The organism is Corynebacterium sp. KPL4015, assembly GCF_040225725.1.
Classification (GTDB): domain Bacteria; phylum Actinomycetota; class Actinomycetes; order Mycobacteriales; family Mycobacteriaceae; genus Corynebacterium; species Corynebacterium rhinophilum.
Genome location: NZ_JBEHGF010000026.1, coordinates 20,824 through 41,578 on the forward strand (window position 1 = coordinate 20,824; position 20,755 = coordinate 41,578).

General features: G+C 59.4%; 23 protein-coding genes and 1 pseudogene. 5 read left to right on the forward strand and 19 right to left on the reverse strand.

What is annotated here, in order from left to right; all coding sequences use genetic code 11:
* The first annotated feature begins 108 nt into the window (after positions 1 to 108).
* The gene (locus ABRP64_RS09535; protein ID WP_349866271.1) at positions 109 to 1,440 is read left to right on the forward strand and encodes an SLC5/6 family protein; all 1,332 of its coding nucleotides are present in this window, start codon (positions 109 to 111) and stop codon (positions 1,438 to 1,440) included.
* Between the two features lie 17 nt (positions 1,441 to 1,457).
* Here the strand turns inward: ABRP64_RS09535 and ABRP64_RS09540 are convergent, their stop codons facing one another.
* The 11 genes from ABRP64_RS09540 to ABRP64_RS09590 all read right to left on the reverse strand — a co-directional run bounded on the left by ABRP64_RS09540 (position 1,458) and on the right by ABRP64_RS09590 (position 6,968).
* A complete protein-coding gene (locus tag ABRP64_RS09540; protein ID WP_349866273.1) occupies positions 1,458 to 2,306 on the reverse strand; it encodes a hypothetical protein in 849 nt (282 codons plus the stop codon).
* Positions 2,307 to 2,378: 72 nt separating this feature from the next.
* Positions 2,379 to 2,687 (reverse strand): MGMT family protein, encoded by a 309-nt coding sequence (locus ABRP64_RS09545; protein ID WP_296090118.1) that lies wholly within the window; start codon positions 2,685 to 2,687, stop codon positions 2,379 to 2,381.
* Positions 2,688 to 2,707: 20 nt separating this feature from the next.
* Positions 2,708 to 3,535, reverse strand: coding sequence for a VOC family protein (locus tag ABRP64_RS09550; RefSeq protein WP_284852354.1), 828 nt, complete (start codon positions 3,533 to 3,535; stop codon positions 2,708 to 2,710).
* Entirely contained in the window at positions 3,536 to 3,820 is a 285-nt protein-coding gene (locus ABRP64_RS09555) for an RNA-binding S4 domain-containing protein (protein ID WP_023016489.1), read from the reverse strand.
* A 57-nt stretch (positions 3,821 to 3,877) separates the two neighbouring features.
* The gene (locus tag ABRP64_RS09560; protein ID WP_005276253.1) at positions 3,878 to 4,207 is read right to left on the reverse strand and encodes a YbjQ family protein; all 330 of its coding nucleotides are present in this window, start codon (positions 4,205 to 4,207) and stop codon (positions 3,878 to 3,880) included.
* A 9-nt stretch (positions 4,208 to 4,216) separates the two neighbouring features.
* Positions 4,217 to 4,873: a LysE family translocator gene (locus ABRP64_RS09565; protein WP_349866275.1), complete on the reverse strand. Its 657-nt coding sequence runs from the start codon at positions 4,871 to 4,873 to the stop codon at positions 4,217 to 4,219.
* Between the two features lie 97 nt (positions 4,874 to 4,970).
* The gene (locus ABRP64_RS09570; protein ID WP_349866277.1) at positions 4,971 to 5,654 is read right to left on the reverse strand and encodes a LysE family translocator; all 684 of its coding nucleotides are present in this window, start codon (positions 5,652 to 5,654) and stop codon (positions 4,971 to 4,973) included.
* 72 nt (positions 5,655 to 5,726) lie between these two features.
* Positions 5,727 to 5,945, reverse strand: a complete 219-nt coding sequence (locus tag ABRP64_RS09575) for an integrase core domain-containing protein (protein WP_349866292.1) — start codon at positions 5,943 to 5,945, stop codon at positions 5,727 to 5,729.
* On the reverse strand, positions 5,946 to 6,278 hold the full coding sequence (locus tag ABRP64_RS09580; RefSeq protein WP_349866279.1) for a DDE-type integrase/transposase/recombinase: 333 nt from the start codon (positions 6,276 to 6,278) through the stop codon (positions 5,946 to 5,948).
* A complete protein-coding gene (locus ABRP64_RS09585) occupies positions 6,275 to 6,523 on the reverse strand; it encodes an IS3 family transposase (RefSeq protein ID WP_349866281.1) in 249 nt (82 codons plus the stop codon). Before ABRP64_RS09585 ends, ABRP64_RS09580 begins: the two co-directional genes overlap by 4 nt.
* 112 nt (positions 6,524 to 6,635) lie before the next feature.
* Positions 6,636 to 6,968: a transposase gene (locus tag ABRP64_RS09590; protein ID WP_349866283.1), complete on the reverse strand. Its 333-nt coding sequence runs from the start codon at positions 6,966 to 6,968 to the stop codon at positions 6,636 to 6,638.
* An 82-nt stretch (positions 6,969 to 7,050) separates the two neighbouring features.
* Here ABRP64_RS09590 and ABRP64_RS09595 point away from each other — a divergent pair, with 82 nt between their 5' ends.
* Positions 7,051 to 7,788 (forward strand): NAD-dependent epimerase/dehydratase family protein, encoded by a 738-nt coding sequence (locus tag ABRP64_RS09595; protein WP_232018321.1) that lies wholly within the window; start codon positions 7,051 to 7,053, stop codon positions 7,786 to 7,788.
* Between the two features lie 84 nt (positions 7,789 to 7,872).
* Positions 7,873 to 9,112, forward strand: a pseudogene (locus ABRP64_RS09600) (IS256-like element IS3506 family transposase).
* A 478-nt stretch (positions 9,113 to 9,590) separates the two neighbouring features.
* Here ABRP64_RS09600 and ABRP64_RS09605 read toward each other — a convergent pair.
* From ABRP64_RS09605 to betA, 5 genes are all read right to left on the reverse strand, one after another.
* Entirely contained in the window at positions 9,591 to 11,483 is a 1,893-nt protein-coding gene (locus ABRP64_RS09605; protein WP_005280600.1) for a heavy metal translocating P-type ATPase, read from the reverse strand.
* Positions 11,480 to 11,839 (reverse strand): Cd(II)/Pb(II)-sensing metalloregulatory transcriptional regulator CmtR, encoded by a 360-nt coding sequence (cmtR, locus tag ABRP64_RS09610; RefSeq protein ID WP_023016478.1) that lies wholly within the window; start codon positions 11,837 to 11,839, stop codon positions 11,480 to 11,482. Before cmtR ends, ABRP64_RS09605 begins: the two co-directional genes overlap by 4 nt.
* A 113-nt stretch (positions 11,840 to 11,952) precedes the next feature.
* Positions 11,953 to 12,162, reverse strand: coding sequence for a hypothetical protein (locus ABRP64_RS11705; protein ID WP_410757344.1), 210 nt, complete (start codon positions 12,160 to 12,162; stop codon positions 11,953 to 11,955).
* Positions 12,163 to 12,415: 253 nt separating this feature from the next.
* Positions 12,416 to 12,553, reverse strand: coding sequence for a chemotaxis protein (locus tag ABRP64_RS09620; protein ID WP_349866285.1), 138 nt, complete (start codon positions 12,551 to 12,553; stop codon positions 12,416 to 12,418).
* Between the two features lie 190 nt (positions 12,554 to 12,743).
* Positions 12,744 to 14,519 carry a choline dehydrogenase gene (betA, locus tag ABRP64_RS09625; RefSeq protein ID WP_349866286.1) on the reverse strand — a complete coding sequence of 592 codons (1,776 nt, stop codon included), beginning with the start codon at positions 14,517 to 14,519 and terminating at the stop codon, positions 12,744 to 12,746.
* Positions 14,520 to 14,852: 333 nt separating this feature from the next.
* Between betA and betT the strand changes: the two genes are divergently transcribed.
* Together betT and ABRP64_RS09635 are read left to right on the forward strand one after the other, a co-directional pair.
* Entirely contained in the window at positions 14,853 to 17,093 is a 2,241-nt protein-coding gene (betT, locus tag ABRP64_RS09630) for a choline BCCT transporter BetT (RefSeq protein ID WP_284854063.1), read from the forward strand.
* Between the two features lie 45 nt (positions 17,094 to 17,138).
* Positions 17,139 to 18,716 (forward strand): aldehyde dehydrogenase family protein, encoded by a 1,578-nt coding sequence (locus ABRP64_RS09635; RefSeq protein WP_284771128.1) that lies wholly within the window; start codon positions 17,139 to 17,141, stop codon positions 18,714 to 18,716.
* A 68-nt stretch (positions 18,717 to 18,784) separates the two neighbouring features.
* On the opposite strand, the gene ABRP64_RS09640 is transcribed toward ABRP64_RS09635, so the two are convergent.
* The 3 genes from ABRP64_RS09640 to ABRP64_RS09650 all read right to left on the reverse strand — a co-directional run.
* Positions 18,785 to 19,504, reverse strand: a complete 720-nt coding sequence (locus tag ABRP64_RS09640; RefSeq protein WP_023016473.1) for an SDR family oxidoreductase — start codon at positions 19,502 to 19,504, stop codon at positions 18,785 to 18,787.
* A 36-nt stretch (positions 19,505 to 19,540) separates the two neighbouring features.
* Positions 19,541 to 20,080 carry an NADPH-dependent FMN reductase gene (locus ABRP64_RS09645; protein WP_005280576.1) on the reverse strand — a complete coding sequence of 180 codons (540 nt, stop codon included), beginning with the start codon at positions 20,078 to 20,080 and terminating at the stop codon, positions 19,541 to 19,543.
* A 39-nt stretch (positions 20,081 to 20,119) separates the two neighbouring features.
* Positions 20,120 to 20,755 (reverse strand): alpha-ketoglutarate-dependent dioxygenase AlkB (locus ABRP64_RS09650; RefSeq protein WP_349866289.1); only part of this gene is annotated, 636 nt, incomplete at its 5' end.

Below are 20,755 nucleotides of genomic sequence, written 5' to 3' on the forward strand. Positions count from 1 at the left end.
CAGTCGCATAAATATGTGGTTTAAAGCACATGTTGGTAGTGGGCTTCGCTACACTTTCTACAAGGCGCTTTTGCCACTAATCCTCCATTTTAAGGACTGAGGACCTTCATGAATGCCCCAACCCACGAGTCCCGCACGGATGACAGCACGGAAAGTACCAAGGGGGCAGCTCCAACAAATTCCGCAGAGGAAGTCAACCGGCAAAAGGCGGTGGGCTCCACCCTTTCTTGGGTCATCGCGCTTTTTGGCACCGGTGTTGGTGCCGGCATCCTCTTCTTGCCGCTCAACGCAGGCGCCTTCGGATTTTGGCCGCTCATCTTTGCCACCGTATTCATCTTCCCGTTGGTGTATTTTTCCCACCGGACCTACGCCCGCATAGTCAGCGGCGCGCCACAAGAACAACACGGTAAAGATGTCCTGGAGCTGGTGCGCTACTACCTTGGCCGCAATAGTGGCCTTTTCATCGCCGTCTTGTATTGGCTAGCCATCGTGCCGACGGTGCTCATTTACGGCATCAGCATTACCAATGTGGTCGATAGCTTCATCGTCAACCAGCTCGGCGGGCCGAGCATCAATCGGTGGATATTGTCCATTGCCTGCGTGGGCGTTATGACAGGCCTTTTTGCCATCGGCCGCCGCCCCATGCTGTGGCTGGCCCAGATGCTGGTCTACCCGCTCATCGTCGCCCTGGCGGCAACCTCCATTTATTTGATCCCCAAGTGGGATTTCGAAAGCTTCCTCAACGTTGAATACGAAGGCGGCCTCTGGGGAATCCTTAAGGGCATCCTGCTTATCCTGCCGGTGCTGGTCTTTTCCTTTTCCCACATGGCCGCGCTATCGCAGTTCTCCGTCGACGTGCAGCCGGCCTACGGCAAGAAGACGGAGAAGTTCGTCTCCCGCGTAGAGCTCTATACCGCTGCAATGCTCGTGGTATTTACCATGTTCTTCGTCTGGTCCTGCGTTCTCGCACTTGGCGCGGACGGGATGAAGGAGGCGGTCGATCAAAACATCCCGGTGCTGTCTTATTTCGCCAACGTCACAGGCACGCCATTCATTGGTTATATGGCACCGCTTATTACCATGTGTGCAATCATTTCTTCCTACTTTGGACACATGCTTGGTTCCGAGGAAGGCACGGAATACCTACTGCGCATTGCCGTTCCTCGCATGGCCAATAAGCTCTCGCGCCGCGCGCTGCTCAACACCATCTATGTCATCGTATTCGTGGCAACGACCCTCGTCGCCGTCTTCAACCCCTCCATCATGGACATGATTTCGGTGGTTGGCGGCATCTTTGTGGCATTCTTGGTCTATCTGGTGCCGGTCTACATGTTTAAAAAGGTCGATGACTATTCCCAGTTCAAAAACGACATCTGGAATAACTTCGTGTTCGGCATGGGACTTGTCATCATGGCCGTGACCGTCTGGAACCTGATCTAAAACCAGTCCCTCGGCGCTTATTGGCACACCCGAACTTGGCTTACCTGTGCTAGGGCTTGATTAACGTTTGCGCACGCTTGGCGCTCAAGGTCGGCCGCGGTGCGGGTGGCATCGCGAAGCGCCTGCTGCGCAGGTCCTTGCAGGTTGAGGTCGTTTTCAATGCGCGCGCCGATGGCCTCACTGGATCCGCCAACTGGGGCATTGTTGACACCGCGCGTGACATCCGCGGTATGGGTCTGCGCATCGCCGTACGTGTTGGCGGCTACGGTAAACCCATGCCCAGTAGATACGGAGGCGTGGATGGTGCGATCATCAGACCAGCCGAATTTGGTGCCCCATACTCCGGGAATGTGATCGGTGCCGAAATCCTGTCGGTACCCATCCGCAGCAACGGGAGCTGCGGTAGCCATTCCCGCGAAAATGGGCGCCGCGATGGGATCGTGCTGGATCTCAGCAGTAAACCGCGCGACATCTTCGGTTGAGGTCTGCATGGTTCCCCAGTAGCCGGTGTAGTGAGTCTCACTCAGCCCAAATTCCTGGATGATGCTGGGAATGGCCTGCGGGTAACGTCGATCCAAGTCGCTGGCCACGCTATCGTCGCTGTAGCGAATCATATGCTCCACTTTGGCCTTATCGGCGGCAGAACCATACTTGAGCACCCAATATCCCAGGTAGAGCTTGCTCAAGGACAGCGCCGGGCGGGACTCGTGGCTATTGGCGGTAGAGACGGTAGCGCCAGAATCGTGCCTAACGGTGATTTGCGTACGATCAGGCACGGAATGGGGATCAAGGCTGACCGCTTGGGCAGCAGGAATGGTCACGAAGGAAAGTGCGGTAACGAGAGAACTTATTGCCAGCTTTTTCATAACGCATATAGCGTAGCCGGGGTTCTACATCGTCGCAGGCTATAAGTGCAAAAAGTTCCCTTATTGTACTATCTATTGCAGCAATACTTCTAGGTCCCGCGCGTCCATGCCGTGCTTATGCATGGCGACGCGCCCGTGGGAATGCTCGATGCCCTCGCGGTCCCAGTATTCTCCCGCGCGAACAGGATCGTGGGAGGCGCCATTGGCGCGGACCACGCGCCACCAAGCGGCATTACCACCGTGCCTATTCATGACGGTGCCGACGTTGCGGGCCCCGCACCCGGCGAGTTTTGCCACCTCCCCGTAGGAGGACACATTGCCGGGCGGGATGACGGCCACGATGGCTAGCACGCGCTGTGCCAAATCAGAGGAGTCTGACATAAACGCCTCTCTCCCCGCGCTTAGTCCCTGGTGGGGTTGAGCACGTCATCGGATTCGGTGGGTTCATCCTCGGGCGCATCTTCTACCTCAGTCAGGGTGATGGTGGCCCCGGTGGAATCCGCGAGCAAGCACATGCGGCCAAAGGGGGAATCCCACGGTTCACGGATGATTTCACCGCCGAGCTCTACCGCTTTCTTGGCGGCGGCATCGATATTGCGCACCCCTAGGTAGGTCTGCCAGAAGCTTGGCACCTGGGGTGGGAACTGGCCTTCGGCATTCCACAAGCCCGCGAACGGGGCGCCGTCCTCTTCCGCGGTGGCGTAAATGAAATTCTCGTCCTCGGACTCCATAGCGCGAATTTCCCAGTTGAATAGCTCGCCATAAAAGTCCATGGCCTGCTGGAATCGCGTTGTGGCGGTCAGCTCGTGCCATACCGGGGTGCCGGGTTCGCCACCGGCAACGAAGTGCTCCGGGCCGGAAGGCTGGATGAGGCCGAACATGCCACCGGCGGCATCGGCAAGCAGGGCCATGTGGCCCAGCTGCACGGGCTGGGGCGAGGCCAAGATGCGCCCGCCGAGGTTCTCCGTGCGCTGGCAATCGCCGTCGATGTCCTTGGAGAGGAAATAGGTCACCCAGGTATCCGGCATGGGGGCTTCCTCCGGCTGCGGGATGAGGCCGGCGATGGGAAGGCCTTGCAGGCGCGCCATCTGATAGGGGTTGTCCTCCTGGGTCTCGGCCGAGATTTCCCAGCCCAAGACCTGCTCATAAAAGTGGGCGGACTTGCGCGGATCCGAGGTGGTCAGATCGATCCAGTAGGGCATGCCTACTTCGGCTTCAAATGCGGGCATTTATAGATTCCTCCACTTTTCCGGATCAAAGTCATCATCTGCGGTGGCTTCATCAAAATAGTCATCGTCATCGTCAGGCTCGCCTACGCGCGCGCAGGTGCCTTCGATGCACACCTCATCGCCAATCTGCAGCGTGGCGCCGCGGCGGGTCTCGGTGTCACCGTTGACCGTGACCGCGCCTTCTGCGATAAGTTCCTTGGCTTCACCACCGGTGCCGACCAAGCTGGCCAGTTTAATAAACTGGCCCAATTTGATGGACTCGCCAGAAATTGCAACCTCAAGCATGCCGCCCAGCTTACCCAGAGCCCGTTGCCGCGCGGCTATGGGTGGGGGTGGACAGGCTTAGTCACGCGCGCGCAGGGAGACCGCCGTGCCCGTGGCGGTGACCAACAGCATGTCATTATTGGTGCCCATTGGGGAATAGTCGAAGGCGATGCCCACCACGCCATCAGCGCCCAATTCCTGGCCGCGGCGCCACAATTCATCCAGCGCCGCCTCGCGGGCCTTGATGGCTTCGCTTTCATAGCCAGAGGCGCGACCACCGGTGATATTGCGTATCGATGCCCCAAAGTCTTTGAGCATATTGATGCCGGTAACAGTCTCACCAGCGATGATGCGCAGGTATTTGGTGATTTCATAACCGTCGACGGTATTTGTGGTAGTAAAAATCATAACTTCAGGCTACATCGCAATAAGCCCGCGGATGCCTTCAAAGAGGATAACCACGCCGAGGAGCAGGAAGACGATGCCACTGACGATGTCCACCCACGCCGAGTTCTTGGCCATCCACTTCGATACCGCGCGCGTGCTCAAGCCGACGCCGACGAAGAGCACCAAGCTTTCCAGTACCAGTACCGCGGCGACGACGACGTTTCCGCCCACGCCCATTCCTGGGTCGATGAAATTGGCAAAGATGGCGCCGAAGAAGATGACCACCTTGGGGTTGGAAAGATCGCAGACCAACCCCATGCGGTAGGCCGTCTTTGCCTTGATGATGCCGTCCGGGGTGAATCCGCGCGGTTGGGGTGCCTGCTTTTCCGTGCCCACGACGGTGGCGGGTGCGCGCCGTTCCCGCAGGCCGGAGGAAATCGCGCTATAGGCCATCCACAGCAGATAGCTGCCGCCTAGGACCTGCAGGAGCACCAGGATGCCCTCATGCGTAGAGATCAATGCCGAAAGCCCGGCGAGCGACGCGATGGTCCAGAGGGCAAGGCCTGTCGTGCTGCCAATGGCCACCCACACTGCCGCGCGGGTGGAACGCGCACCTAGGCGGATAATCTGAACCACATCTGGCCCCGGCGAAGCCATGGCCGCGAACCATATACCCATCAGGGTCATAAGGGCGCCTATAGCCACCTAACACCTCCACATTCGTATGCATTTTTACTAACGCATTCAACTGTAGGAAGTGTCTCACCTGCAGCGAAACAGGTAACTACTGTGACTTCAGCAGCGCGGTGGCGCCCTCCCCGGCCATCACCACACCGAGCAGGCCAAAGACGAGGCCTGAGACCATATCGATGCCGGCGGAATACCGCGCCGTCCACCGCGCGGCCGCGCGCACGAGCAGCGCAAAGGCGGAAAACCACGCGAAGGACATGGCCGCGAGGATTAACGCCACCGCGATAGTCCACCCCACGGACATATCTGGGCGGATGAATTGGGCGAATACCGCACCGAAAAACACCAAAGCCTTGGGGTTCGACAGGTTAGTCACTAACCCCAGCTTGAAGGCCCGCCAGTTGGTCTTGTCTTCGACATCGGCATCGCCAGCCGCCCGCGCCTGGTCCGCATAGTCTTCCGTGTCCACCTCGCGGGCGGGTGCGCGCCGCGCGGCTAACCCACTGCGCAGGGACGATACGCCCATGTACAGCAAGAAAAGCCCACCGAGCAATTGCAAGATGCTCAGCACGCCCGGCCGCGCCGTAATTAGCGCCGATAACCCGGCCAGGGAGGCGACAATCCAAAAGACCGTCCCGCTAAATACCCCCACCGCGCACAATAGCCCGGCGCGCGTGGATCGTGGGGCCACGCGGATGACCTGCACGATATCCGGGCCCGGAGACACCAAAGCCGCGAGCCAAATCCCCATCAGGGTAAGAAGTGAGGAAATGGTCATGAACTAGATCCTTGTACCAGATAGAGGTTTCAGTCTGTAAATAATAGTAGTGAAGTGTCCCGAGTTTTGTTCCTAGGCATTTGCCTTGATTTCTATTATTCCCTGTTGCGGGTTCTTTTTCCACAATTCGGTTTCCGCCTCGGCCGGGGTTCGATATCCCAGGCTTTGGTGGAGCCTTACCTCGTTCCACCATGACACCCACTCAAATGTGGCGATTTCTACCTCGATAACGTCATTCCACCTGCGAGTATGGATCAGCTCGCCTCTTGTAGGAGCCGTTAACGTTTTCAGCTAGAGCATTGTCATAGGAGTCGCCAACTGTCCCAGTAGAAGCAGTGATCCCGTGTTGGGAAAGGCGCTCGTTGTAGACAATGCTGACGTACTATAAGCCGTGATCCGAATGGTGAATAAGACCTGTTGTTTCCCTCGCACACTTGGGTCGCTTGGTTGAGTGCTTGCAGCGGTAATGCCTGAAGTGCGCATCGAGTCCGATAATGCCCATCCGACGATCCGTCGGGAGTAAACGTCAGTGACAAACGCGGTGTACACAAAGCCTTTCTTCGTACGCACGTAGGTAATGTCGGCCACCCACAGCTTGTTTAAGGCCCTGGGCTTTGAACTCACGCTCGACCAAATCCGGGCGCAGATCCGGCACGTTGAGGTGTACGGGTTGTGATTGGTGATCCGCCTTTGCCTTTGCCAGAAACACCAGCCAGGCGCATCAGCCGGGCGGTTTGCTCACGGCCGATATCGATTCCGTCACGGTCAAGCGCATGCCACATTTTCCGCACGCTTAAGACACCGTCATTATCCCGATGAATGGCACCAATGCGTTCAATCAGCACAACCGTCACGAAGGCGACGAGCACTTAGCCCTCGGGCTTTGGACTGGCGATAACCACGCGCGGTGATGAACCCACCAGCCCGGCTATTCTTTTAACGCCAGTGCAGATGAACTCGACAGAGAAATGATTGCGATATTTATCGATGAACCGGATCATAACCGAGGCTTGGGGCCTGGTCGTGAGGCGAAAAAGCTGACGCAGCCTTCAGCAACTCATTGGTATCTCGAAGCTGGTGATTTTCACGGCGTAGCCACGCGTTTTCGGCGGCCAAATCTTCAGGCACAGGTTCTGGGGTGTTTCCCACGCGGCGGGCAGGCTTAAGTCCATTGACGAGCCGTGTGCCATGAAACCCCAACTTTGCAGCTACTGCCTGGCACGCGGGGCGCATCGACATGTTTTCCGCCAAGATACGATCCTCTACAAGACGGACCACACGGTCCTTCGCATCTTGGTCAAATTTTCTTGGCATATTCCAGATTTTCCCATCTACTCAAACGGAACAAAACCTGGGACACTTCACGTGTGAGAAGGTTTCGTGCACAACTAGTGACATGAACTTTTTATTGCTCGGTGGTACCGGTTTCCTTGGAGGACACATAGCGACTGCAGCAGTCGAGCGAGGACATGAAGTTACTTGCCTTGCAAGGGGTAACGGGAAGGTTCCCAACGGAACTGACTTTGTGAGTTCGGACCGTGACCGTGACGGTGCGTACGATGAGGTTGCGGGGAAAACGTGGGACACCATTGTGGATCTGACGAGTCAGCCGAAGCATGCGCGGGATGCGGCGGCGAAACTCGAGGCCAAGCATCGTATATTTGTGTCCTCGAGCAGCGTATATGAGGATCAGGGAAGTATTTCTTCTGAGTCTGATTCCGTAGTCGCTCCGCTTGAAATTGACTACATGAAGAACATGGGGCAGTACCCAGCCGCAAAGTCTGCTTGCGAAACGATTTATCGCAGCACAAATCGGTCGGTAATGGTAGTTCGATCCGGTCTGATCGCCGGCTACGGCGACGAAACAGGGCGCAGTGGTTACTATCCGTGGCGCTTCGCGCATCCCACGGGTGAGAACGTGATCGTCCCAGACCCGGCGTTTCCCGTCGCTATGATTGATGTGAAAGACCTTGCAGGCTGGATAGTTGAGTCTGCAGAAGTTGGGACTTTCGGAACCTTTAACGCTACGGGGTTTGCTACTTCCTTGTCCGATGTGTTCAAGATTTCGCGTGAGTTAACCGCATCGGAGGCTACGGAACGGTTACGTCCACTAGTGTGGTGTAACGCTTGCTGATGGTGGGCCCCGGAAAGTAGTGGGCGGCCACCGCCAGTTAACCTTTCGACTCAACTACCACATCTCACCGAAAGGCCTATGACGATGACCGCTGCACCGCATTCTATCGACCCGACAGCCTATCTGGATGATCTGCTCGCCCAAGCATCTCCGGATTTGATGCGCCAGATGCTGCAAGGGTTTATCAACCAGATCCTCTCCGCCCAGGCTGACACCGTCTGCGGCGCCGAATACGGAGTTGTCTCCACCGAGCGGGTCAACCACCGCAACGGGTATCGCCACCGCGACCTTGACACCCGTGTCGGCACGATCGACGTGGCGGTGCCGAAACTGCGCCACGGTGCGTTCTTCCCAGACTGGCTGTTAGAGCGCCGTACGCGTACAGAACGGGCCTTATCGACTGTGATCGCCACGTGCTACCTCAAAGGGGTTTCCACCCGCAGGATGAATGATCTGGTGGCAACACTTGGGATTTCCAGCATGTCGAAATCGCAAGTCTCACGCATGTCAGAAGAACTTGACGACATGGTCGCAGACTTCAAAAATCGCCCACTAGACCCCGGCGGGTACGCCTTTGTGTCGTGCGACGCGCTCACGATCAAAGTCCGTGAAGGCGGCCGGGTGGTCAAATGTTCAGTGCTGCTTGCCACCGGAGTCAACGCCGACGGGTACCGCGAAATGCTCGGCATGCACGTCGCCACCGCGGAATCCAACGCGTCGTGGAAAGGCTTCTTCCAGGACTTAAAAGCCCGCGGACTTACCGGGGTATTCCTTATCACCAGTGATGCCCACGAAGGCATCCAGCACGCCATTTCCGAAGTGCTGCCCAATGCGTCGTGGCAGCGGTGCCGCACCCATTTCGCGAAGAACCTCTACGAAAAGGTCCCGAAAACACAGGTGGCCGATGGTCTCTGCGATGTTCCAGACGATCTTCCAGCAACCTGACGCCACATCCACCTGGGCACAAGCCCGCGAAGTCGTCGACCTGCTGGAGCCGAAATTCCCTCACGTCGCGGCGTATTTGGAGGAATCACTCGATGAAGTACTGGCGTTTACCGCAGCTCCGAAACCAGTCTGGACGAAGGTGTGGTCAAACAACCCCACAGAACGGTTAAACCGAGAGATCCGCCGGCGCACCGACGTCGTCGGCATCTTCCCAAACCGTGAATCCATCATCCGGCTTGTCGGTGCGGTCCTAGCCGAGCAACACGACGATTGGATCCAACAAAAACGCTACATGTCACTGACCGCACTCGAACACACCAAACACCTCATGCACCACCCAGAAGAACATCGTGACGACCACCACCAGCTAACCGCCTAACCAAACCCCGAACTTCATATCGAGCCGAAAGCACAAACGGCTACACCACTACACGGGACTTGACTCAACGCTGATGAGGGTGGGGTCTTTTGTCAAACACACTGCCCAGGTAGTCGCGGGCTGTGTCGATGAGACTCGGCAGCACTCTGAATAGATGTCCGTGGCATCAAGGCCGCTGAACTATTCAAGTTGCGGGACGAAAAGAGTCTCGCAGTGACGCTTGGTCCCTGAGCAAGTTCGATCCTTCCACGATCTGCACTGGAGACGCCGAGCGCTCGGGGGCCCTTGACCGGCTGGGGCACGTGCCGGGTGGTGGCTCGCCCACAGCCCCCGTGCCCACACGCACCGAGAACGGACAGGCTACCGGGTACGATCCCAATTCCACGGAGACGGACCGTGAACTCGAATGACGTTCCTGGCCCAAGGTGTGTCCGCTCGGCGTGTGGTTTAACCCTTATGAGACTTGCCGGTCACAGCCTCAGCGCTTCGCTTGCGCAGCCCGCAGGCCGTTCAAGATCACGATCACTTCGGCGACCTCGTGAACCAACACGACGGCGGCCAGGCCCAGCACGCCGCTGATCGCCAGTGGCATCAACACGATGATGATGGCCAGAGACAGCACGATGTTCTGGTTGATGATCCTGCTTCCTCGGCGGGCGTGCTGCAGCGCCTTCGGGATTAGCCGGAGGTCGTGGCCGGTGAAGGCGACGTCAGCGGACTCGATCGCGGCGTCAGAGCCGGTCGCTCCCATCGCTATGCCCACCGTCGCACCCGCCAGTGCCGGCGCGTCGTTGATGCCGTCGCCGATCATCGCCGTCGGCGTCTTGGAGGAGAATTCGGCGACGATGCTTGCTTTGTCCTCAGGGCGCAGCTCGGCGCGCACGTCGTCGATTCCGGCGATTCCAGCCAGCGCCCGGGCGGTGCGAGAGTTGTCGCCGGTGAGCATGCTTACTTCCACGTCGTTGGCGTGCAGGGCCTGCACGGCTTCGGGCACCTCGGGCCGCAACTCGTCACGGACCCCGATCGCCCCGGCGAGAGCGTCATCGACGGTGACCAGGACGCAGGTCTGGCCCTCGGACTCCATGCGCTCAACGTCTGCTTTCAGTGGCCCGGCGTCGATCCATCGGGGGCTGCCCACCAGCACCCGTCGGCCTTCGACGGTGCCGCCGATGCCATGCCCAGCTTCCTCGCTGATGTCCGAGGCGGTGGGCGCTTCGGGCCCCGCTGCCGCGATCGCCGCAGCGAGGGGGTGTGTCGATTGCTGCTCAACTGCTGCCGCGAAGGAAAGCACCTGCGGCCGATCGAATCCGTCTGCCGGGACCACTCCGGTAACCTCAGGCTGATTGCGGGTAAGGGTTCCGGTTTTGTCCACTGCCAGGTGACGGATGCCGCCGAGTCGCTCGAACGCCGCGCCGGACTTGATAACCACTCCGAACTGGCTGGCCGCGCCGATCGCGGCCACGACCGTCAGCGGCACGGAGATTGCCAGCGCGCACGGCGACGCTGCGACCAGGACTACCAGCGCACGGGTGATCCACGTCTCAGGGTCGCCCAGCAGCGAGCCGATAACGCCGACCAGCACCGCCAGGATCATCACCCCGGGCACTAGGGGTTGGGCAATCCGGTCGGCGATCCGGGCGCGGTCGCCCTTTTCCGCCTGCGCTTGCTCGACTAGGTCCACGAGTGTGGTCAGCGAGTTGTCCGTTCCAGCTGCGGTCGTCTCGACCTCCAGCACCCCGGCGGAGTTGATCGCTCCCGCAGGCACTTCGTCGCCGGGCGCAACCTCCTCCGGAATGGATTCTCCGGTGATCGCTGAGGTGTCAAGGCTGGAGCGCCCGGACCGAATGATGCCGTCCGTGGCGATCCGCTCCCCGGGGCGCACGAGCATTAGCTCGCCAACCTCGAGGTCCTTCGCTACGACCTCGGCCGCTGTGCCGTCGCGCAGCACCGTCGCGGTCTGCGGTACCAGCTTCAACAGCGCCCGCAGTCCGCCTTGGGCCCGGTCCATCGCCTTGTCTTCCAGTGCCTCGGCGATCGAGTACAGGAACGCTAGCGCCGCGGCCTCTCCGACGAATCCGAGGATCACCGCACCGACCGCGCTGATCGTCATTAGCAAGCCAATGCCGAGCTTGCGCTTCATGACAAGGTTCCGGATCGCTCCAGGCGCGAACGTGTAAGCGCCCAACAGCAGCCCAACCCAATACAGTACCGTCGCGGGCGTCTCCAAGTCGGACCAGTCCAGCGCCAGTCCTGTTATGAGGGCTACGCCGGAGAAGATCGGCAGCAGTAGCTCAGGGTCCTTCCACCATGGCCGATCGAGCTCGTCGATCTCCGTGGCGGGTTCGTGTTCGCATCCACATGCTGAACTCATACGTCCGCTCCTTTCTCGCCGCAGCCGGGCACCGAGCACTCAGTGTCGATGCAGGGGGCATTCTCGTCGACGGCCAGTGTCGCGTTGACTAGCGCTTCGAGCGCTGCCGCGAGGTGCGGATCGGCGATTTCGTAGCGGGTTTTACGGCCCTCCGGCTCAGCGACGACAATGCCACAATCGCGCAGGCAAGACAGGTGGTTCGAAACGTTCGAGCGGGTCAGATCCAAGCTTTGCGAGAGCACAGCCGGGTAGCTCGGACCGTCTAGTAGGGTTATCAGGATTCGGGAGCGCGTCGGATCAGCCATGGCCCGGCCGAGCCGGTTCATGACGTCGAGGCGCGAAGCAATAGTCAGCATATGCTGAACTATACAGTGTTCGGTGAACTATTTAAAATGGGCTGAACTAACAGTCACGCGAAAGTCCTGCGACCTGCAAGAATTAGTCGATGGGATAGGCGATGACTGGTCCTTCACGGTTCGGCTGCCAACAACGAGGGGGCGACGTGGGCGGCGAAATTCTCCAGAATCTTCACGTGAATGTCCACACCCACCCCTGTGGGGATGGTGATGAACAGGGTGTCGGCGGACATGACGGCGGCGTAGGTGCGGCCAGCGACACTGACACCAGGTTCTCCCTCAAGGGCTAGACACTCACGGGCATTGCGTACGGGTCGAACCACACGTAGCGAAGCTTTCTAATAGCCAAATGACTAACTCTTTTCGCTGGTATCCGGGAATGATACTTCCTTGAAGTCGGCGGTGTTGGCTACCCCACGTACGAAGTACTGGAACTGCTGCTTGGAAACCACTTAGGTCTACGAAGCCATAGCCTTCAAGCTACATCGCAGGAAAATTCCATTTCACGGTCGGTATGGGCCTTTTGCAGTTGGTTAATTCGAAATTCGTTCACCATCTCCTTAGCCACCCGCACGATTAACGCGGTGTTTCGCCATCTTCGCGCGCGGCGAGCAGCTCCTTCAGGTGCGTATCGATGTCATCGAGCTTCTTAATAACGGCAACGGCGAAAACGATACTAACGATACTAATGACTACAGCGATAATGCTGAGCATCACTGACCTCCTTTACTCTGGCGCTTCATTCCAGCTTCATTCCATTGGGGCCGATTCCTTGCCCGGCGATTAAATCATGGTTCTGGCCAGGCGGAGGGGTGCGCGGTGGGGAAAGGGGGACGTCGGCAAGCAAAAGCGCCGCGCCCCACAATGGGAAACGCGGCGCTAGAGCAATCCCGCGGGAGGGTGCTTAGTGGTCAGCGCCCTGGATGGAGTGCTTGTGATCGCGGACTGCTTCGCCCTCAGCGTAGAGCGGCATATCCTGCTTAGCCTTGTACCACTCGGCGTGGTTCGGCTCGAGCGGCGTGCGGCCGGCAATAAGGTCCGCAGCCTTCTCGCCCACCATCATAGTCGGGGAGTAGATATTGCCGTTGGGAACCGAGGGGAATACGGAAGCATCGGCAATATACAGGCCATCGATGCCCCATACGCCCATGGTGTCTGGGTTAACCACGGCCATAGGATCGGACTCATCGCCCATCTTGGCGGTGCAGGATGGGTGCAGTGCGGTCTCGCCGTCATTGCGGACCCACTCCAAGATTTCCTCATCGCTCTGGACCTCTGGGCCCGGGCTGAACTCGCGGGCGCCAACTTCCTCCATTGCCTTGGTATCCAGCAAGGAGCGGGCGACGCGGACGGCTTCTACCCATTCGCGGCGGTCCTGCTCAGTGCGCAGGTAGTTAAAGAGGATGGAGGGCTTTTGCCGGATATCGGAGCTCTTGATGTGCACGTGGCCCTTGGTATCGGAGAACATCGGGCCGACGTGCCACTGGAAGCCGTGCTTAACGTCGGCCTTTTGGCCGTCATAGCGCACCGCCATGGGCAGGAAGTGGAACATCAAGTTCGGGTAGGCCTCATCCTCGTTGGAGCGCACGAAACCGCCGCCCTCAAAGTGCGAGGTAGCCACTGGGCCCTTCTTCGTCAGCAGCCACTGCAGGCCCATAAACGGCCAACGCCACTTATCCAGGTAAGGCTGGGAGGAAGCGGTGGACTTGGTGGTCTCGTACTGGATGTAGACCTCGAGGTGGTCCTGCAGGTTCTCGCCCACGCCTGGCAGGTGCTTGACCACATCGATGCCGTGCTTTTCCAAGATCTCACGGTCACCCACGCCAGAGACCTCTAGCAGCTGCGGGGTATTGATGGCACCGGCGGACAAGACGATCTTGTCTGCGAAGACGCGGTGGGTGCCACCCTGCCACTCGTATTCCACGCCCACTGCCTTGGTGCCTTCAAAGAGGATCTTGGTGGTAAATGCGCGGGTACGCACCTCGAGGTTGTCGCGGTCCTGGTTGGGGTACAGGTAGGCGCGGGCAGCAGACCAACGCTTGCCGTGCTTGATATTGCGATCGAAGGGGGCAAAGCCTTCCTGGCGGTAACCGTTGACGTCATTGGTTAGGTTATAGCCAGCCTCTTGTACCGACTTGAATAGCGCCTGGAACAGCTGCGAGGTAGCAGGACCGCGGGACAGGTAGAGCGGGCCATCGTGGCCGCGGCGCGGATCATCGTCGTCTGCGGCAGCGGTGGTTTCCATGCGGTTGAAATACGGCAAGCAGTGGGCAAAGTCCCAGTTGTCCATGCCCGGGTTCTGGCCCCACTTTTCGTAGTCCATGGGGTTGCCGCGCTGGTAGATCATGCCGTTGATGGAAGAGGAACCGCCGAGCACCTTGCCACGGGCGTGGTAGATGCGGCGACCATTCATCTCCGGTTCCGGATCGGATTCATACATCCAGTCATAGTTCTTTGCCCCGATGGGGAAAGAGAAACCAGAAGGCATATGGATGAAAAGGTCCCACAGGGAATCCGGGCGGCCGGCCTCAAGAACGAGCACGCGGGTGTCTTTGTCCTCGGTCAGGCGAGCCGCGATGACGGAGCCTGCAGAGCCACCGCCGACGACGACCACATCGCTGACTTCATCCGTGGCCTTTTTTGTCGAGCGCTTCTTAGTCAATTTGTCCACAATACCCATAAATCCCCTTCCTTCTGTGAGCCATCTCACGCGTAGTTCTCGCCGTATTTGCGGCAGATCCATTGTATGGTGCGCAAAAAATCTGTACTTAACCGCTTTCATTTATACACAATGGCGACCCCAGAATACACACCTGGTGGACGTTTTCCCAGATTAATGTATATTTACGGTGTTCGGGTATGCATCTGAGTAGATGAAATCCGGGGTCTTTACGCATAGATTGCTCGCATATGATTTATGCCACCAACCTATCTCTCACCCCTCTTTTCGGGGGACTGTGGGGCACTCTTGCGAAAGATTCGGCACTTAATCGATCAAGACTAGGAGAAGTAGATGGCTAACCGTGGTCCGCACGACCATGAAGAGTCCCGCACAGGGGATTCCGACACCTCTCTCGCTCACTCCCCTGGGGAAACTCACCCAACTGAGGACAAGGGTCATAAACCGCGCAACCAAGTACGCGCCATCGTCGGCAGCTACAAGGCTGAGACCGGCGATGATGTCGGCGCCGATGAGGTGGCTGCGCCCAAACCCAATTGGCCGGTCTTTATCATTTCCGGTGTTCTCATCATCGCCATGGCGCTGTACGCGGGCTTCGGGCAGGAATCAGCAGCGAATACCCTCGCCAGCGTCACCGGATGGATCGGCACGAACCTGGGCTGGTTCTACGTCCTGACCGCCACCATCGCCGTGGTCTTTGTCCTCTATATCGCCTTTTCCAATACCGGCAGCATCCGCATGGGACCGGACCACTCCCGGCCCAAATTCAATACCTTCTCGTGGGTATCCATGCTCTTTGCCGCCGGCATCGGCGTGGACCTCATGTTCTTCGCCGTGGCCGAGCCGGTCACGATGTACATGGATCCGCCGGTGGGCGATGGCGAAACCATGGAAGCCGCCAAAGAGGCCGTGGTCTATGCCATGTTCCACTACGGGCTTACCGGCTGGGCACTCTATGCGCTGATGGGCATGGCCTTTGGTTACTTCGCCTACCGCCTGAATATGCCGTTGGCTATTCGCTCGGCGCTGTACCCGCTCATCGGCAAGCGCGTGCACGGACCCATTGGTTCGGCCGTGGACATTGCCGCCATGCTGGGCACCGTCTTCGGCGTCACCGCCTCCCTGGGCATCGGCGTGGTGCAGCTGTCCTACGGCTTCCACCTCATCTTTGGCATCGAGCAGGGGCTGGGGCTGCAATCGGCGCTCATCATTGTCGCGGTGGTCATTGCGACGCTATCGGCTGTATCCGGCGTGGATAAGGGCATTCGCTTCCTCTCTGAGCTCAACGTGTACCTGGCCATCGCGCTGATGGTCTACGTCGTGGTCTTTGGCAAGACCGCCTACCTCTTTGATGCCATCGTCACCAATATCGGTGATTACGTCTCCAAATTCCCCTCCTGGACGCTAGAGACCTTCGCCTTTGCTGAGGACCAAGCCAGCGTGGATACCTGGATGCAGTCTTGGACCCTCTTCTTCTGGGCTTGGTGGATTGCCTGGGCAACCTTCGTCGGCCTATTCCTGGCCCGCATTTCCCGCGGCCGCACGCTGCGCCAGTTCATCCTGGGCACGCTGACCTTCCCCTTCCTGTTCATCCTGATGTGGATGTCCTTCTTTGGCAATACCGCCCTGGATATGGTGCGCTCCGGCGACTATCCGGAATTTGCGGAAAACGCCATCAACGTTCCGGAGCAGGGTTTCTATGACATGCTCCAGGAATTCCCTGGCTCCGCCATCGTCATCTTCCTGACCACCTTCATCGGCCTGCTGCTGTATATCACCTCGGCCGACTCCGGTGCGCTGGTCATGTCCAACTTCACCTCCCGCATCACGGATAACCGGCAAGATGGCGCCCGGTGGCTGCGTATTTTCTGGTCCATTACCGTCGGCGCGCTCACCCTGGCATTGCTGCAGCTCGATGGCATTGCCACCGTGCAGTCCGCGACCGTGGTCATGGGCCTGCCCTTCGCGTTCGTGGTCTACCTCATCATGTTCTCGCTGTGGAAGTCGCTGCGCCTGGAAATCGTCCAGCGCGAGGCCCGGAAAACCGCATTGCACGGCGCCATCAGCAGCCGCACCGAGCGCGAGCCGAGCGATTCCAACCTGTGGAAGAACCGCCTGGACCGAGCCAACTCCTTCCCCACCAAACAGGACATGGATGACTACCTGCGGGGAACTGCCGCCTACGCCCTCGAGCAGGTGGCCACGCAAATGCGCACCCGCGGCTACGACGCCATCTTGCTCACCAGTGAGCTTCCCGATGCCGAATTGCCCCAGCTCGATCTCGAGGTCCGGCTGCACAACGAGCGCCAATTCCGCTACCAGCTCTTCCCGGTTTCCGCGGAGCGACCGGACTTCTGCGAGGGCGACGGCGAGTACTACCGCCTGGAGGTCTACGACATGACCGGTTCGCTGGGCTATGACGTCTACGGCTATTCCGAAAACCAGATCATCAATAACGTGCTGGACCTGTACGAGCGTCACCTGGCATTCCTCTACATGCAGCAAAGCCAGCCGGGCGATTCCGATGTCTCCGATGGCGCTGAGCCGGAACGCACCTGGCGCGAAGATAGTTAAACTGGCAGGCGATACCGCCTCAATTAAAGAAAGGTTGCTTGCACTTTGAGCACCCAGAACACCTTGTTCGATCCCACGACCACCGAATTGCTCCATGGCGTGCACTCCGGTGGTGCCCCCAAGTCGCTCTTCATCAACGGCCAGTGGGAGGCCGCCCAGGATGGCGAGACCCGCACCATTATCTGCCCTGCCGATGGCTCCACCGTCGGCGTCGTCTCCGAGGCATCCGAGGCAGATACCCTGCGTGCCATCCAGGTTGCACGTGAAACATTCGATAAGGGCGAGTGGGCCGCAACGCCGTCCGCCGAGCGCGGCAAGATCGTCATCCGCCTGGCGGATTTCATCCGTGAGCACAAGGAACTTTTCGCCCAAGCCGAATCCGCGGATACCGGCAAGCGCTACGAGGAATCCCTGGGCGATATGGACGATATTGCCAATGCTTTCGAGTACTTCGGCACCCTGGCCCAGCACCAAGCCGGCCGCGTGGTCGACCCACAAGACCCCAATTTGCGCTCGCGCATCGACGCCGAGCCGGTGGGCGTCTGCGGCCTGATTACCCCCTGGAATTACCCGCTGCTGCAGGTGTCCTGGAAGGTTGGCCCAGCACTTGCTGCCGGCAATACCTTCGTGCTCAAGCAAGCGGAACTGACCCCGCACACCGCGATGCTGCTCATGGCGGCGCTAAAGGAATGCGGCCTGCCGGATGGCGTGGGCAACCTCATCACCGGCGCCGGCGCTAACTGCGGCAATCCGCTCTCCCAGCACCCCGACGTGGACATGGTCTCCTTCACCGGCGGCCTCGTTACCGGCAAGCTGATTGCAAAGAACGCGGCCGAAACCGTCAAGCGCACGGCGCTAGAGCTCGGCGGCAAGAACCCGAACGTTATCTTTGCTGATGCCAACTTCGACGTCGCCGTGGATAATGCGCTCAACGGCGCCTTCTTCCACTCCGGCCAGGTCTGCTCCGCCGGCTCGCGCATCGTGGTGGAAGAGTCCCTGCACGATAAGTTCGTTGCCGCACTGGTCGAGCGCGCCGAGAAGATCAAGATCGGTGGCCCCACCGATGACAAGGCCGAGACCGGTCCGCTCATTTCGGCCGATCACCGCGAGAAGGTAGCCGCCTACGTGGACAAGGCCCGCGAACAAGGCGCCAAGATCCTCACCGGCGGCCGCGCCGCCACCAGCGAGGACACCACCGGCCAGCACGGCACCGGCACCACGGACCTGGGCCAGGGCGTGTACTACCTGCCCACGATTATCGATGGCGCTACCCGCGAGATGGACTGCGTCCACGATGAGGCCTTCGGCCCGACCGTGACCATCGAGACCTTCACCACCGAAGAAGAGGCCATCGAGATCGCGAACGATACCGAGTATGGCCTGGCTGGCGCGGTGTACACCTCCGATGCCGGCCGCGCCGAGCGCGTTGCCCGCGCCCTGCGCCACGGCACCATTTGGATCAATGATTTCCACCCGTACCTGCCGCAGGCGGAATGGGGCGGCTACAAGCAGTCTGGCAACGGCCGCGAGCTGGGCCCCACCGGCCTTGCCGAATACCAAGAGCACAAGCACGTGTACCAGAACCTGGCCCCTGCCGCATGGGATCAGTTTGGCCTGCAATAAGGCTCAAGCAGGAAGATAAAGCCTAGGCCCCGCCCCGCCGCTGCTCTTTTTAAGAGCCCCGCGGGGCCTTAGCTTTGCGTGCGCGGCTTAATGGTCATCGTATCCACGTTGACGTGGGCCGGTTGGGCGGCGACCCAGCGGATGGCCTCCGCAATGTCTTCTGCCACGAGGTTGAGCTGGCCGTCATACACCTTGGCCGCGCGCTTTTCATCGCCCTTGAAGCGCACCAAGGAAAAGTCCGTGGCCACGCGGCCAGGATCAATCTCGGTAACGCGCACATCGTGGTTTTCTAGGCGCAGCGCGCGAGAAATCACGCGCACGCCGTGCTTAGCGGTGTTATAGCCGGAACCGCCTTCGTAGACGGTCCAGCCAGCAATGGAACCGACGTTAATAATTAGCCCGGAAAGATCTGGCACCCGCTCTAACTTGGGCATAAGCGCCTGAATCATGCGCACGGTGCCGAGCACGTTGGTCTCGTACATCCACTGCCAGTCCTCGATGGAGGTATCGACCAGCGGCTCCAAGCCCTTGGCACCGCCGGCGTTATTGACCAAAAGATCTACGCGGTCGAGGTGGGAGACGAACTTGGAAACAGAAACATCGGAGGTAACGTCCAGCTCATAGGCCTCGCCACTGATCTCAGAGGCAAGCTGCTGCAGGCGGTCTGTGCGGCGCGCGCCCACGACAACGTGCCAGCCGTCCTTGGCCAAAGAACGCGCGGTGGCCTCCCCAATGCCAGAAGAGGCGCCGGTTACTACTGCTACTTTCTTTTCACTCATGCACCCCATGCTACGCAGCGCGCTGCGCGGTGCAGGGCCTTTTACTTAAAGTGCGTCCTCGAGCTCAGCAAGCAGGGAGTTTGCGCGCTCGTAGGAGTCATCGCTGGGACGGAATTCGCCATCGTTCCAGTCGGTGAAGATATTAAAGTCCAGCTGGTTGCGCAGCTGTGGCATGGAGAAGTTAGCCACGACATTGCGCCATGCCTCGACCGCGCGCACGCCACCGACGGAGCCATAGCCCACGAAGGCCACCGGCTTGCCCGCCCATTCCGCGCCGAGCGAGTCGTAGGCATTCTTGAACGGACCAGGCACGGAGTGGTTGTACTCCGGGGTCACGAAGACAAAGCCATCGCAGGCATCGACGGCCTTGGACCACTCCTGCACGTTGGCGTCATCGTACTGCTTATTCGCCGCACCCGGAACAACCTCGCTGGTAAGGATGGGAACATTGAACTTCTTGAGCTCCAACAGCTGGTACTCCACACCGTTCTCGCGGCCTTGGGCGAGGTCATTGACCCACTCGCCTACTGCCTGGCCCGCCGCCTTATCGCGGGTAGAGCCGATGATGATGCCAATTCGGGACATAAGAAAAACCTCTTTCCTTCAACCTTTATGTAACCCGCCCTAGCCTACCGCGCTCGCCGAAACTTGTCTGATGGTGATATTGATTCTGCCTTCCTGCAGCTCGCATCCCTCCGGCAGCGTGCCATCATTTACCCGCACGACCCCGTGGTAGGCAAAGCGCTTCGGCCCGCCAAAGACCACCAAATCACCCGAGCACAAAGTCACATCGTCCCAGGGCTTAGTGCGATTTTCGGTATGACCTATGCGGAAGAGGGCCTCATCCCCAATCGAAAGCGAAATCACGGGTGCGGGCGATTCCTCAGAGTCATCCACGTGCATGCCCATCGCCGAGCCGGGCGGATAATAATTCACCAGCGCCATCTCCGGCACGAAGTTATCCACCCATGGTTCCAGCTCCGGTGCAATCTGGGCCGCCTGTCGCAGCGCCGCCGGGGCCAATTCCCGCAGGCTATCCGGTACCGGCGGCACCACCGTGCCTTCCATATTGTCCACGTACCGGTAGCTGGGATAATGCCAATACCGGCCAAGATGCAGCTGAAATACGCTCATCTGCCCACCCGATTTCAGCCGCGGCTGCACCATCGCCATCGGCGTATGCGCATACGCGCGAGCAATCTCCCGCGTCTCTTCTACAAGGGCCTTTTGCTTGCCAATGCCCACCCACCCCGGCACGTG